Origin of the sequence: uncultured Dialister sp., assembly GCA_900314595.1 — a bacterium.
GTDB lineage: Bacteria > Bacillota > Negativicutes > Veillonellales > Dialisteraceae > Dialister.
The window spans coordinates 16,167-30,794 of the sequence record OMVW01000011.1; the positions used below are offsets into that span (position 1 = coordinate 16,167).

The following is a 14,628-nucleotide window of genomic DNA, read 5'->3' on the forward strand; positions in this document are numbered from 1 at the left end:
TAGAAAGAAATGAGGAGGTGAGGCTATGAATGTACAGCTTGATTTGTACCAGACCCTGGCTGCGGCGGGGGCGGTTTATATTGCGGGCCGTTTCCTGAAGCTTCACTTTTCCGTATTTGAAAAGTTCTGTATCCCTTCCGCCGTGGTGGGCGGGGTGCTTTTTGCTATCCTGAACTGCCTCCTGAGTGTTTCCCATGTATGGCGTTTCCATCTGGATGGCGACGTGCTGGAGTTGGGGCTCATCCTTTTCTTCTCCAGTATGGGCTACATGGTGAGCGGGAAAATGGTGAGGAAAGGGGGAAATGCCCTCTTTCAGGGGAGCCGGATGGTCATCAAAATGGCCCTGCTGGTGCTGGGGCTCATTCTCCTACAGAATTTCGTGGGCATCCTTTCCGCGAAAATCTTCGGACTTCCCTCCCTTTTCGGCCTCATATCCGGGTCCATTCCCCTGGTGGGAAGCTTTGGAACTGCCGGGGCCTTTGGTCCCGTACTGGAACGTCTGGGAGTACAAAATGCCGTTTCCATCGGATTTGAAGCGGCCACCTTCGGCATGATCGCCGGGTCCATCTTGGGCGGGCCCATCGGGGAAAACCTTATTTTCCGCCATCACCTTCTGCCTTCCATACCTGAAGGCGCTGCAGGGCAGGGCACACAGAAAGGAAAAAGTCCGGAGAAACCGCTCCCGGTCATCCACTTTCCCAATTTCATGTCCGGCTTCGTGCAGCTTCTGATAGCCATGGGCTTTGGCACCTTTGTGAGTCATTTGTTCGCAGTCTTTGACATCATCGTACCCGCTTACATCGGTGCCATGATTTCAGCCATTATCATCAGAAATACAGGGGAATATTCCCATCTCTATACCGTTTATCCCGATGAAATCCATGTGCTGGGGACCCTTTTCCTCAATATTTTCCTTTCCTGCGCCCTTATGCAGATGAATCTCTGGCAGCAGGCGTCCCTTTTCCTGCCCCTCATGGCGACCCTTCTGATCCAGACACTGCTGGTGGCCGGTTTTGCCTATTTCATTGTTTTTAAGGCTATGGGATCAGACTATGATGCGGCCATCATGGCCTCCGGAATCTGCGGCTTCACCATGGGCGCTCTCCCCAATGCGGTGGCCAATATGAACGCCCTCTGTGAACGCTTCGGTCCCGCCCCCACCGCCTACTTTGTCATACCCCTCATAGGAGCCTTCGTGGTCGACTTCTTTAATATGACCACCATTATGATACTTATTAATTTGCTCAAGTGATTTGGTTTCTGTGCTATCAGGCCGCCCTTGTCGGGCGGCCGCTTTTATTTTTGGGATAAGTGAAAAGTGATAAGTGAGGTCTTGGTCATGGAGTTTTACAAGCAATAGAATCTGATATTTCTCATAAGAGTGGGTTCGTGGTCTTGGAGGTAGTCAGACAATAGGATTGAAAATGATTCATAAGAGTGAACCCTTCAGCCTTCGGCCTGACGAAAGTGCCGCTGGGGATTGAACGACCTGTCAGTTATTACGTGACAGCTTTCCATGCCAGGAAAGCTGGTGAACGGAAGCATGAATTGGATTGGTGCCATTTGTGGGGATTTGGTTATGCCGGGTCTTTTTGTCTGCTGTCATTTGCGGCGCTGCGGTTGGAGCAGAAGAGGCCGCTGATGGCGGCCTGGAGTTTGAATGTATTCTCATCCGCATGCTTTGGTGAGTACGGACCCCTCAGCCTTCGGCAGCTCCCCGGGCGTCGGGGAGCCTGTTCGCATGCTTTGATTTTGCTTATGCCGCATGATTTGGTTTAGCTGGTTTCCATCGTCCTGCCGTCACTTGCGGTGCTGGGGGGGATTGACCTTTTCCCCCTCGCTGCGCTCGGGTACCTTTCCAGCAGCGGAAAGGGTGGAACGGTAGCATTCTTATCGGTATTGACGCTATTGAGATTATGTTTAAGCTGGGATTTTCTTTTCCGGAAGTACCAAAAGTCTGCGAGTACGGGAAATTTCCACAACGCAGCCACCATAGTCACGAAAGCCACGGATGGGAACCGGCGTCAGACAGAGCTAAGAGGCTGTTTCGACTGACCGGGACGAAGGCCTGGTGGGCCGTTTTGGCTAGGAAGGAGTCTGGTGGGGGCTCCCCCGGCCCCTGTTTCTTCCTCTAACCTCATATAAATTTTTATGTTATAATAACATAGTATGTCTATTATTAAGATAGGATGGTTCATGATGCGGGTATTGGGAATCGACCCGGGCACCGGGCGCTGCGGGTTCGGGGTGGTGGAGAAGAATGGCACGGCCATCACGCCGGTGAATTATGGGGTCATTGAGACTTACAAGGACCAGAGCGATCTGGAACGGCTGAATATCGTCTACGAAGGGATCTGCGAGCTCATTGCTGCCTACCGGCCCCAGTTCATGGGGGTGGAGACCCTCTATTTCAATACGAATATCACCACGGGCATCAAAGTGGCCCAGGCGAGGGGAGTCATCCTCCTGGCGGGGTATCGGCAGAATATCCCCATCGTCCCCGTGACGCCGCTTCAGGTGAAGCAGCAGCTCACAGGCTATGGCCGGGCGGACAAGAAGCAGGTCATAGAAATGGTGAAAAGGCTCATGCATATCAATAGGAAAATCGATCCCGATGACGCGGCGGATGCCCTGGCCATCGGGCTTACCGCAATTTATCATGTGGAACATGGTCAGTTATTTGAGGGAATGAAATGATTGGATACGTACGAGGCAGGGTAACAGCCCTTTTTAAAGATTCCTGTTTTCTGGAAGCAGGGGGCATAGGATATCGGATTTTTATTTCTGACAAGACGAGACAGCAGCTGCAGACCGGGGAAGAAGCAAAACTTCTCACGTACATGGCGGTTCGGGAAGATGCCATCCTGCTTTATGGATTCCTGGGGCAGGAGGAGCATGACTTATTTTTGATCCTTCTTTCTGTTTCAAAAATAGGTCCCAAAGTGGCCATGGGCATCCTTTCCTCCATGACACCATCAGCCTTTGTAGGCGCTGTAAAGACAGGAAATGTGACAGCCCTGACGAAGCTCCCCGGCATCGGCAAGAAAACTGCCGAGAGGCTCCTGGTGGAGCTGAAGGATAAAGTGGGTGCCTTTGTTTCCGAAGAGGAACCGGTGAATACGGAACCGGAAACTCCGGCAGATGACGGCATTACAGGGGGAGCCATCAAAGCGCTCATGGCTCTAGGCTATGAAACAGGGGAAATCATGCCGGTACTGAAAAAGCTTTCCGGCTCCTATGACAGCGTATCGAAACTGGTTTCCGCGGCACTTCGCGAATTTGCCCGGGGAGATTAAGGAGTAAGTATGAAAAATAAATATATAAAGAGCCTTGGCGGCCGGGATGAGGAAGAAGTGCTGGGTAGTACAGGTCGAATCGTTTCCACCGAGGAAATACCGAAAGATGAATGGCAGACATCGCTCCGTCCCCAGCAGCTGGATGATTACATCGGTCAGGAAGCGTTCAAGAAAAATCTGAAAGTCTATATCGCCGCGGCCAAATCCCGCAAGGAGGCACTGGATCATGTGCTCCTTTACGGACCGCCGGGCCTCGGAAAGACGACCATGGCAAAAATCATTGCCAATGAACTGGGAGCTCAGTTTAAGCAGACAAGCGGCCCGGCTATCGGAAGACCCGGTGAACTGGCGGCAATCTTGACTACCCTGCAGGATCATGATGTCCTTTTCATCGATGAAATTCACCGGCTGAACCGGAATGTGGAGGAAATACTGTATTCCGCCATGGAAGATTTTGCCCTTGATATCGTCATGGGGAAAGGCACCGGCGCTTCCTCCATCCGTATCGATCTCGCTCATTTTACATTGATTGGAGCGACTACCCGGGCGGGCTCCCTTTCCGCACCTCTCCGGGACCGTTTCCTCATCACGAACCATATGCAGTTCTATGAGCCTTCTGAATTGAAACTCATCATTACGAGGGCTGCCCATATCCTTGGAATCGATATCGATGATACGGGAGCAGAAGAAATCGCAAGACGTTCCCGGGGCACGCCCCGTATCGCAAACAGGCTTTTAAAGAGAATCCGCGATTTTGCCCAGGTCCTGGGAAGTGCCATTACGGCGGATATTGCTTCTGAAGCCCTGGCCGCTCTTCATGTGGATGGTATCGGTCTGGACGATCTGGATAATGAAATTTTAAAATCCATCATTTATAAATTTGGCGGCGGTCCTGTAGGCATTGATACCCTTTCTGCCGCAGTCAGCGAGGAAAGGGCTACTATTGAAGATGTTTGCGAACCCTATCTCATGCAGATCGGGTTTATTTCCAGGACCCCAAGAGGCAGAATTGCCACAAAGGCAGCCTATGACCACATAGGGGCTGTCTGGAATCCGAATGGAAACCAGCCACCGGAAAGGAGCCTGTTTGATGAAGATGGAAACAGGTAAGATTCTCATCCTCATCGGCATCCTTTTCATCCTGGCAGGCTGTTTCTTCTATTTTGGAGGGAAACTCAATTTTCTGGGCCATCTTCCGGGAGATATTCATTTCTCCAAAGGAAATACGGAATTCTATTTCCCCATCGTTTCCTCCATCCTGGTCAGCGTGATCGGGACCATTATTCTTAATCTGTTCTTCAGAAGGTAATCGAATGAATAAAAAATATGTTGCTGCCATGATTCTGTCATTGGCCATTCCTTTCGGAATGATGAGGACAGTCTCCGCAGAAAGTATCCCGGTGCAGCGGAAGGCCGTGGTCAATCACGCCACGAAGTCCGGCTCTGCGCCGGTTAAAGTGACGGTGAAAGCAGCCACGAAAGCTTCCGCTCCCAAGAAATCATCGGATAGGGATGAAAAGAAGAAAACTTCAAAAAGCACTTCCAAAACGAAAGCTTCCTCCAAAAATAAAAACTCTTCCGGAAATACATTGAAAATTTCAGCCCTCGGGCCGGAAGTGGAAGTGGGACTTCTATCAAATACCCGGTTCAGTATCACCGCCCTTGTGCCGCTCCAGGCTGTTTCCAATGGCAAAGTTATCGGGAAGTACAATAATGGCGTCTCTATTTCCATTACAAGAAGTGGAAATACGATTCTTGTGAATGGCAAGAAGGCGGGAGAAAAAGTGTATCTTTCCGGCGGAAAAGGAGCGCCTGCCTTTGCGGTGAAGGGCAATCAGTACAGGGGGGCCATGAAACTTGTCCCTTCCCCCTGGAACAGCAATGTGACCCTGGTCAATGTGGTCCCCATGGAAACTTACCTCCAGGGCGTGGTTCCCAGTGAGATCGTGCCTTCCTGGCATGCTGATGCCATCCGTGCACAGGCTGTGGCAGCCCGGACCTATGCTTATTTCCATAAAAATAGCTATCGCTCTTCGGGCTATGATGTGACGGATGATACCCGTTCCCAGGTCTATCGCGGATCATCCGTAGAAACGACGGCGACCAATAATGCAATCAAAGATACGGCAGGAGAAATCATCACTTACGGAGGAAAAGCCATTGATGCGGTTTTCCACTCTTCCGGCGGCGGTTATACGGAAAACAGTGAAAACGTGTGGGGCACCCAGGTGCCATACCTCCGGGGAGTGAAAGAATTCTATACAGGAAATCCCTGGACGAAGACCGTTTCCCTTTCTACCTTCATCAAGAGCATGGCCAATATGGGGTACAACGTGGGTGCTGTGAAAAATATCAAATTATCCCATCTCCGCATAGGGCAGGCGCATAAAGCAAATGACCGGGGTATTTCAGGCCGCGTAAAGAGTATCACACTCATCGGGAAGAAAGGGACAAGGACAGTACCCGGTGAGAAGATTGAAATCCTATATGGTCTGGACAGTGCCCTCTATGATTTTTCTATCAAGGGGAAAAATCTTGTCATTACCGGTTATGGCTATGGACACGGACTTGGGCTTTCTCAGTGGGGAGCCGAGGAAATGGCGGAAAAATATGCCCGGGGCAAGGATTACTACAAAACAATTCTGACTCATTATTTCACGGGGACCAAAATTGAAAAATTGTATTAACCTTTCCTTGACGGCTTATATAATAAGTAATAAAGTAATAAAGCTGACTGCATATAAGCAGCCGGTAGTTATTGGTTAGTGACTGGCGGCGGAAATTGAAAGCCGCGGCTATGATTGTCAGGAGCTATAGCGAAATGAAACTTGAAGAATTTAATTATGATCTTCCAAAGGATCTCATTGCACAGGAACCGGCAGAACCTCGCGATTCCTGCCGGCTTATGATGCTGGACAAAAAGACGGGCGAATGGTCTCATCACCATTTCAGGGATATCCTGGATGAAATCCGGGAAGGAGATATTTTCGTATTCAATAATACGAAGGTCATTCCGGCCCGTCTGTACGGGAAGAAGAAGGAAACCGGGGGCAAGGTGGAAATGCTCCTTCTGACGCCGAAGGGAAATGACCAGTGGGAAGTCCTCGTCAACCCGGGAAGAAAAGCACTGCCGGGAACGGAAATTGAATTTTCTGATTCCTGCTATTGCAAAGTGCTGGACAAGACGGAGTTTGGCGGACGGCTGGTGGAATTCCACTATGAAGGCAATTTTGACAGCCTTCTGGATCAGCTGGGAGAGATGCCGACGCCTCCCTATATACATAAGAAACTGGAAAATAACGATGAATACCAGACAGTTTATGCCAAGTACAAAGGCTCCGCAGCTGCGCCTACGGCAGGCCTTCACTTCACACCGGAACTCATGGAGGAAATGAAGAAGAAAGGGGCAGAGCTTCTTTTCGTCACTCTTCATGTGGGCATCGGCACGTTCCGTCCTGTTTCCGAAGCAAATATTGAAGATCATGAAATGCACAAAGAATGGTATACGGTGAATCAGGATGTGGCAGACAAAATCAATCAGGCCAGGACAGAAGGCCGCCGTATCATTGCCGTAGGGACGACTTCTGTCCGCACCCTCGAATCAGCAGGCCAGAGCGGGACTCTTCAGAGCGGCAGCGGCTGGACTCAGCTTTATATTTACCCCGGATATCAGTGGCACATGGTAGATGCCATCGTCACCAATTTCCATCTTCCCGAATCCACACTCGTCATGATGATGGCTTCTTTTGCGGGAAGGGAACATATCCTTGCCGCCTATGAAGAGGCAGTCCGTCAGAAGTACAGATTTTTCTCCTTCGGCGATGCCATGTTTATCAGATAAGGAAAAAGTATGGTTATCAATTACGAACTGGTGGCAGAAGACAAGATAACCGGTGCCCGCGCCGGACTTCTCCACACACCCCACGGAACTTTCAAGACTCCCATGTTCATGCCTGTCGGCACACAGGCTACTGTAAAAACGGTAACCCCTGAAGAACTGGAGGCAGCAGGGGCCCAGATCATCCTGTCTAATACATACCACCTTTTCCTTCGCCCTGGAACGGAACTTATCCGTGAGGCCGGGGGCCTTCATGATTTCATGAACTGGCATAAGGGAATTCTCACTGACAGCGGCGGATTCCAGGTCTTTTCCCTGGGGGCCATGAGAAAAATCACGGAGGAAGGGGTTCATTTCCGTTCCTTCCTGGACGGCTCGAAACAGTTTCTTTCTCCTGAAGTTTCCATTCATGCCCAGGAGGACCTGGGAAGCGATATCGCCATGGCTTTTGACGAATGCATTCCCTATCCGGCCGATTACAAGTATGCCGACCAGTCCACGGCCCGCACCACCCGCTGGGCAGAGCGCTGCATCAAAGCCCATACGAGGACGGACAGGGGGATGTTCGGTATCGTCCAGGGCGGCATGTATAAAGATTTAAGACGAAGATCCTGTGAGGAAATATCAGCCATGCCTTTTGACGGAATGGCAATCGGAGGACTTTCCGTGGGTGAACCTCATGACCTCATGTATGAAATCCTTGAATATACGACTCAATTCCTGCCGGTGAATAAAGCCCGCTATCTCATGGGCGTAGGGACTCCGGACTGCCTCGTCGAAGGCGTGGCAAGAGGGGTGGATATGTTTGACTGCGTATTCCCCACGAGAGTGGCCAGAAACGGCATGGCGATGGTCCACACGGGCCGGCTCAATATGAAGAACAAGCAGTATGAAAGGGACTGGGGACCTCTCGAAGAAGGCTGCCAGTGCTATACCTGTCAGCATTACAGCCGGGCCTATATCCGTCATCTGTATAAGTCCGAAGAACTTCTAGCCTTCCGCCTCGTGACCATTCACAATCTCTATTTCCTTCTCCAGTTTATGAGGGATATGAGGCAGGCTATTATTGACGGAAACTTTACGGAGTTTAGAGAAAGTTTCATGGCAAATTACAAAAGATAAAGACAGAACAGAGAGACTTGTGGTAAAATAAACGATATATTGTTGGAGGTGAATCAAATGGAAGAGAAAGTATTGAATTTTATCAGCCTGGCATGGCCTTTCCTGATCCTGGTGGCAGTCATGTATTTCTTCATGTACCGTCCTACCCAGAAGATGAAAGTGGAGAGAGGCCGTTTCCTGCTGTCCCTGAAAAAGGGAGATGAAGTGGTGACTGCCGGCGGCGTACACGGAGTCATTAAAGTTCTTCGCGACAAGTATGTGGAACTGGAAATTGCTTCAAAAGTGATCATCAAAGTTGAAAAGACCGCGATTCAGCACAGGGCAGGAGAAGAGATGCCCGGTGAAGGCGCTGAAGAACCGAAGAACGGAAAGAAAACATCCCGGGATGACTCCAAAGCCAAAAAGAGTAAGGACGTCAAAGAAGCTGAACCTGAAGTGGTAGAAGAAATCGTGGAAGTGGATGATCCGAAAGATGCCGGCACGGAAGTCGTTGAAGAAGTGGTAGAAGTGGAAGACGAAGCTGCCAAACCGGAAAAAGCTGATAAAAAAGAGGATAAAAAATGAGGAATGCGGGGATTCCTGATTCGGAAAAGAAGAAGGAAATCCGCCGGAAGATGCTCGCTAGAAGGCGGGCTCTTTCTGATGATGAGGTAAAAGCGAAAAGTCTTTCCCTTATGAAGGAAATCCTTTCCCTTCCCGAATATCAGAAGGCAGGGACCATTATGGCATTTCTGGCCATGAAAGGGGAGTCCAATCTGGACCTGTTCATCGAAAAGGCTCTTTCCGACGGGAAGAAAGTCTATGTGCCCGTATGCCTTCCACAGCGTCAGATGGAAGCCGGAAGGCTGCTCGATATGGACCATTTCGTCAAAGGCCCCCTGGGACTTCGGGATCTTCCCAAAGGCTATGAGACTATCGAACCGGAAAAGCTGGATCTGGTCCTGATCCCGGCAGCCGCCGTGGACAGAATGGGAAACAGAATCGGCATGGGAGCCGGCTATTATGACCGGTTCCTCACCCGTATTTCCTTTGAAAAAAGAGTGGCTGCTCTCTGGGATTTTCAGGTGGTGGACGAAGTTCCATCAGAACCTTTTGACCGGAAAATGGCAAAAATCGTTACCGACAAGGGTATGATTGAAGTGAAAAGAGGTTTAAGTTTTGGAAAAGAAAAGGACTAGAAGCTCTCTCCGTACGGGAGCTCTCATCCGTTTTTGGGTAGTGATCCTGGTCATCATCGGAGTTTTCGTGGGAACCGTAGGACTTCTCGCAGGAAATATCCGGCAGGGCCTGGACCTGCAGGGCGGTACCCATATCGTCATGCAGGCAGAAGATACGGCCCAGAACAAAGTGACCAGTGAGTCTATCACCCAGGTCATCAATATCATGCAGAAGCGTGTCAATGAAATGGGCCTCACCGAACCGATTATCCAGCGGGAAGGTGCGAACAGAATCATTATCGAGCTTCCCGGTGAAAGGGATCCCCAGAAAGCCATCGAAACCATTGGCAAGACGGCAGTCCTGGAATTCAAGGATGATGAAGGGAATGTCCAGCTCACTGGCGAAGATCTGAAAAACGCGAAGGAACAGATGGGACAGAACAAGCAGCCCCTCGTGGCTCTTGAATTCACCGATGAAGGGGGACAGAAATTCGCCTCCCTCACTGCTGCCAATGTGGGCCGTCATATCGGTATTTTCCTCGATGGTGAAATGCTGACAAATCCTGTTGTCAATGAAGCTATCACGGGAGGCTCTGCCGTGATTACGGGACAGCGTACTCTGGAAGAAGCCAAGAATCTCGCCATCCTTCTCCGTTCCGGGGCCCTTCCGGTCAAGGTTTCCGTATTGGAAGTCAGGACCGTTGGTCCGTCCCTGGGACAGGATTCCAAGGATAAGTCCGTGGTAGCCTTTACGATCGGCCTTTCCCTGGTCGTCCTCTTCATGATGGCTGTCTACCGGATGAGTGGATTTGTAGCTGATACGGCACTTCTCGTGTATGTGCTGATTCTTCTGGGCGTATTGAATCTGCTCCATGCGACTCTGACACTGCCTTCCATTGCGGGTGTTATTCTGTCCATTGGTATGGCAGTGGATGCAAATGTCCTCATCTTTGAACGATTCAAGGAAGAAATCGCGGCAGGCAAGATTCTCCGCCTCGCTGTACAGGCAGGTTTCAAACGTGCCTTTGTCACCATTTTTGATGCCAATATGACCGTCATCATTACTTCGGCCATCCTTTTCTTCCTGGGATCTGCCACAGTCAAAGGCTTTGCCTTTACCCTGGGGCTTGGTGTTGCGGTATCCATGTTCACAGCCATTACCGTAAGCCGTACCCTCCTCATGCTCCTGATTGATGCCAACTGGATTCATAATCCCTGGTGGTTTGGCGGGAAAAGGGGGTATGACAACTGATGTTTAGCAAATTTGATTTCCTGGCACATAGAAAAATCTGGTTTACCTTCTCCGGCGTTATGGTCCTGATTGCGATCATTTCCGTCATTATGTTCCGTTTCAACTGGGGCATTGATTTCACCGGCGGTACCATTCTGGAACTGGGCTTTGACAAGGATGTGACGGTCGAAGAAGTCCGCAACGGACTTCGTGAAGACGGTCTCCAGACGGCCACCATCCAGCTTTCCGGTGATTATGCGGGGGAAGCGGGCAATGACGTCATCATCCGTACGAGAAACCTCTCCTCTGATGAAGCACAGACCGTAGTCAGCCATGTGAATGAAAAAGTAGGGCAGGCTGATGTGAAACGTATCGAAACCGTGGGCGCCGTCATTGGTTCTGAAGTGACAAAGAGCACCCTCATGAACGTCATCCTGTCCTTCGGCGCCATGATCCTGTACATGTCCATCCGTTTCGAACACAGGATTGCCATTTCCGCCATTGCGGCCATCGTCCATGATATCCTAATGGTTCTCGGTGCCTTTGCCTTCTTCCATCTCGAAGTGGATGCGTCTTTCCTGGCAGCCATCCTGACCGTTCTGGGCTACTCCATGAACGAATCGGTCGTTATCTTTGACCGAATCCGCGAAAACCTTCATACCCACCGGAGAATGGACAGCTATGCCACCCTAGCTAATGATTCCATTCACCAGACCATCCGCCGCTCCATGTATACCCTGGTGACTACCCTCTTCTGCGTGGCCTCCCTGTACTTCTTCGGCGGCGATACGACGAAGAACTTTGCCCTTGTCATGCTGATCGGCTTTATTTCCGGCGCTTATTCCTCCATCTGCGTAGCCTCCGGCCTCTGGGTCACCTGGCACGAACATATCCATGGCGGAAGAAATGTGACTGCTGCACCGAAGAAAGCGAAGAAACATGTAAAACCGGCCGGCGGAGAAATTTAACTTCATAGAAATCAAAAGAGTCTGCAGGATTTCTGCGGACTCTTTTTTGCTTTCAGGCAAAATTTTAAATCGGACTTTCTACAGGCTCTATCTCTCCATCAACCTGGTCTGCCGGTTCCAGGATAAAGTCAAGGAAATGTTTTGCCAGCTCGGAGAGAGGCGCACCTTTAACAGTATAAAGTGTACGGAAATTGGAAACATGGCTTGCCGGAAGAAGAAATGCAATGAGATTTTCCGGAATCATTTGTCCCGCAGTTATGGGAGCCATAACTCCAGCCCTGTCTTCTTTTGCCCATTGCAGCGCGGCTGTGACAGTAGTACTGACACAAAGGGGATGGGGAGAGATTCCCATTTCCGCGCAGAACTGCATATCTGCCTGGTGGCATCCCTGAGTGGTGCATAAAGGAAGACTTTCAAGTATTCTATAAATGAGGGAAATTGGAGCAGTCACCGCGCGGGGACTGCCGGATAGAAGCCGGATTCCTTTCAGAACCGGGCTTTTTTTATTGACATAAAGAGCCATGTGATCTTCCAGGGTGAGATGAATCTGAAAAAGTTCCGGCTGCACGATAGGCGCATTGGCGATACCGATTTCTGAAATGCCGTTAAGAAGATTCTGGGCCTGTTCTTCTGTAGAAGCTTCCAAAAGTTCAAAGGTAATGCCCGGATTTTCATTGCTGAATTCTGCCAGGCTGTGAGCGATGAGCTGAAAAGCTACGGAAGGGGATGTGGTGAGCCGCAGAGTTCCAGTAATCCCGGCATTGGAAGCACTGATGTCTCTTGCAATCTGGTCTTCCAAGGAGACCAGGTACTTCGCTTTATGATACAGGATTCTCCCCGCCGGGGTCACTTCCACGTGGCGCTGGCCTTTTCCTGTTTTAAGCAGGGGAGAATGGAATTCTTTTTCCAGTAATTTTACATGCCTCGTCAGGGCGGGCTGGGCGATATGAAGGAATTCGGCTGCCTGAGTGAGATTTCCGCTTTCCACGATGGCGATAAAACTGCGGTACAGGGATATATCCATGGTTGCTCCTTGGTAAAAATAAATAATCAGATATAGTAATTCTATATTATTATATAACAAATTGTGATAATTTATGTAAACGAAATATCACAAGCGTTGTGAAAATAAATCATAATTGAATTCATATAGAATAGAGGAGTTATAAATTTCAGTGATTGAAAATTCAGCGTAATTGCGAGAATAAAGGAGATATTCCTGCAGTGTTTTATTTCTGTTAAAATACTGCCAATCCTTCAGACACAATGCGTCCGTGCTCAAAATTATAATAAATATGAATAAATATAAACATAAATATTATTATATTTTATTTTTCGAAGAAAGTATACTGGATTTGAAAATAAATGAACAGGAAATTTCAAAGAATACGTATTCGTTCATTCCTTTTCAAAATGGGAAGTGTCAAAGCTGCGGCTCACGGCCATCCCTGCTGCTGAGCCGAACTGAAGGAGGAAAGAACCATGCTTGATGAAAGAAGAATTAGAAATAAAGCGCTGTTTTCAAAAATCGTCAGTCCCGATTCGGCTGCCAGCCTTATTCAGGATCATGACAATGTGGGATTCAGTGGTTTTACGCCGTCAGGATATCCGAAGAAAACATCCCTTGCCCTGGCGGAGCAGATTAAAACCGGAAGAAAATGCCGCATCAATATCTGGACCGGCGCATCGGTAGGACCGGAAGTAGAAGAGGCCCTGGCTTCAGTGGATGGTGTAGAAAGCCGTGTGCCTTACTATGCGGCAAGCAATAAAAGCATGAAGGAAGGAATCAACTCGGGGCGAATCCGGTACATGGATCTCCATCTTTCAGAATTTGCCCAACAGGTAAGTGAAGGATTTTTCGGAGATGTGGATGTGGCGGTTGTAGAAGCGCTGGGAATCACTGAAAAAGGAGACCTTATCCTGGGGACCGGTGTAGGAAATACACCTACTTTCGTGCGGAAAGCAAAGAAAATCATCGTCGAAGTGAATACATGGATTCCTCTGGAACTGGAAGGGATTCATGACATTTACGAAGTCCCTGTACCGCCGGCAAGAAGGGAGATTTCCATTTACCGCCCGGGAGACCGCATCGGGACTACGGTTGTGCCTTGCGGCACAGACAGGATTACGGCTATTGTGGAATCCGATATTCCTGATCATGTCCGTGAACTGGGCCATCCCGATGAGACTACAAAGAAGATAGCAGGGAACCTCATCAATTTCCTGGAACTGGAGCAGAAGAAAGGGCGCATGCCTTCTCCGCTTCTTCCGCTGCAGTCTGGAGTGGGTAAAATTGCCAATGCGGTACTGGAAGGTCTGAATGATTCCGCATTCAGGCACATTTCCCTTTATTCTGAAATCCTGCAGGATGCAGTATTTGATCTCATTAAAAACGGCAAGGTGGATATGGCCTCCGGATGCGCTTTCACTCCATCTCAAGGAGTCATGGCCATGTATAGAGAAAATCCGCAGCTCTTCAATGAACATCTCGTCTTAAGACCGCTTGAAATTTCCAATAATCCCGGCGTAATCAGGAGGCTGGGGGTCATTTCCCTCAATGTGCCGGTGGAATTCGATATTTATGGACAAGCAAACAGCACTCATGTGATGGGAAGAAATATGGTGAATGGCATCGGCGGCAGTGGAGACTATATGCGGAACGGCTATCTGACAGTCTTTACTGCTACTTCTACTACGAGAAAGGGAAATATTTCCAGAGTGGTTCCCATGTGTTCCCACGTGGATCATACAGAACACGATACGATGATTTTCATTACGGAAAATGGTGTAGCCGATCTTAGAAATAAAGACCCAAGGCAGCGGGCACTTGAAATCATTAATAACTGCGCTCACCCGGATTACCGCGAACTGCTCCGGTATTACTTTGAAAAAGCGGAAATCCATGGCGGCCATATGCCGGTAGATTTGCAGCATGCATTCTTCATGGACCTGCATCTGGAGAAGACGGGAACCATGAAAGAAACTATTTCAGCAAAGAGAGCCGGAATATAAATTT

General features: G+C 49.4%; 14 protein-coding genes. 13 read left to right on the forward strand and 1 reads right to left on the reverse strand.

The genetic code is table 11. The features are described from left to right. Positions 1–25: 25 nt before the first annotated feature. The 12 genes from QZN42_RS04900 to secF all read left to right on the forward strand — a co-directional run bounded on the left by QZN42_RS04900 (position 26) and on the right by secF (position 11,612). Positions 26–1,252 (forward strand): sodium/glutamate symporter, encoded by a 1,227-nt coding sequence (locus tag QZN42_RS04900; protein WP_296954808.1) that lies wholly within the window; start codon positions 26–28, stop codon positions 1,250–1,252. A 947-nt stretch (positions 1,253–2,199) separates the two neighbouring features. Further along, positions 2,200–2,697 (forward strand): crossover junction endodeoxyribonuclease RuvC, encoded by a 498-nt coding sequence (gene ruvC, locus QZN42_RS04905; protein ID WP_296954845.1) that lies wholly within the window; start codon positions 2,200–2,202, stop codon positions 2,695–2,697. Beyond that, on the forward strand, positions 2,694–3,296 hold the full coding sequence (ruvA, locus tag QZN42_RS04910) for a Holliday junction branch migration protein RuvA (RefSeq protein ID WP_296954810.1): 603 nt from the start codon (positions 2,694–2,696) through the stop codon (positions 3,294–3,296). Before ruvC ends, ruvA begins: the two co-directional genes overlap by 4 nt. 9 nt (positions 3,297–3,305) lie before the next feature. Further along, complete coding sequence (gene ruvB / locus QZN42_RS04915; RefSeq protein ID WP_296954811.1) at positions 3,306–4,406, forward strand: Holliday junction branch migration DNA helicase RuvB; 1,101 nt, start codon at positions 3,306–3,308, stop codon at positions 4,404–4,406. Continuing rightward, on the forward strand, positions 4,387–4,605 hold the full coding sequence (locus QZN42_RS04920; protein WP_296954813.1) for a DUF2905 domain-containing protein: 219 nt from the start codon (positions 4,387–4,389) through the stop codon (positions 4,603–4,605). Before ruvB ends, QZN42_RS04920 begins: the two co-directional genes overlap by 20 nt. 4 nt (positions 4,606–4,609) lie before the next feature. Next, entirely contained in the window at positions 4,610–5,983 is a 1,374-nt protein-coding gene (locus tag QZN42_RS04925) for a SpoIID/LytB domain-containing protein (protein WP_296954815.1), read from the forward strand. Between the two features lie 134 nt (positions 5,984–6,117). Beyond that, entirely contained in the window at positions 6,118–7,137 is a 1,020-nt protein-coding gene (gene queA, locus QZN42_RS04930; RefSeq protein WP_296954817.1) for a tRNA preQ1(34) S-adenosylmethionine ribosyltransferase-isomerase QueA, read from the forward strand. A gap of 9 nt (positions 7,138–7,146) precedes the next feature. Next, entirely contained in the window at positions 7,147–8,256 is a 1,110-nt protein-coding gene (gene tgt / locus QZN42_RS04935; RefSeq protein ID WP_296954819.1) for a tRNA guanosine(34) transglycosylase Tgt, read from the forward strand. A gap of 57 nt (positions 8,257–8,313) precedes the next feature. Next, the gene (yajC, locus tag QZN42_RS04940) at positions 8,314–8,820 is read left to right on the forward strand and encodes a preprotein translocase subunit YajC (RefSeq protein WP_296954820.1); all 507 of its coding nucleotides are present in this window, start codon (positions 8,314–8,316) and stop codon (positions 8,818–8,820) included. Next, positions 8,817–9,434, forward strand: coding sequence for a 5-formyltetrahydrofolate cyclo-ligase (locus tag QZN42_RS04945; protein ID WP_296954822.1), 618 nt, complete (start codon positions 8,817–8,819; stop codon positions 9,432–9,434). The genes yajC and QZN42_RS04945 overlap by 4 nt, the downstream gene beginning before the upstream one ends. Continuing rightward, on the forward strand, positions 9,415–10,665 hold the full coding sequence (gene secD, locus QZN42_RS04950) for a protein translocase subunit SecD (protein WP_296954823.1): 1,251 nt from the start codon (positions 9,415–9,417) through the stop codon (positions 10,663–10,665). The genes QZN42_RS04945 and secD overlap by 20 nt, the downstream gene beginning before the upstream one ends. Beyond that, positions 10,665–11,612 (forward strand): protein translocase subunit SecF, encoded by a 948-nt coding sequence (gene secF / locus QZN42_RS04955; protein ID WP_296954826.1) that lies wholly within the window; start codon positions 10,665–10,667, stop codon positions 11,610–11,612. Before secD ends, secF begins: the two co-directional genes overlap by 1 nt. A 64-nt stretch (positions 11,613–11,676) precedes the next feature. On the opposite strand, the gene QZN42_RS04960 is transcribed toward secF, so the two are convergent. Beyond that, positions 11,677–12,636 carry a LysR family transcriptional regulator gene (locus tag QZN42_RS04960; RefSeq protein WP_296954827.1) on the reverse strand — a complete coding sequence of 320 codons (960 nt, stop codon included), beginning with the start codon at positions 12,634–12,636 and terminating at the stop codon, positions 11,677–11,679. Positions 12,637–13,094: 458 nt separating this feature from the next. Between QZN42_RS04960 and QZN42_RS04965 the strand changes: the two genes are divergently transcribed. Then, positions 13,095–14,624, forward strand: a complete 1,530-nt coding sequence (locus QZN42_RS04965) for a succinate CoA transferase (RefSeq protein ID WP_296954829.1) — start codon at positions 13,095–13,097, stop codon at positions 14,622–14,624. The last annotated feature ends 4 nt before the right edge of the window (positions 14,625–14,628 follow it).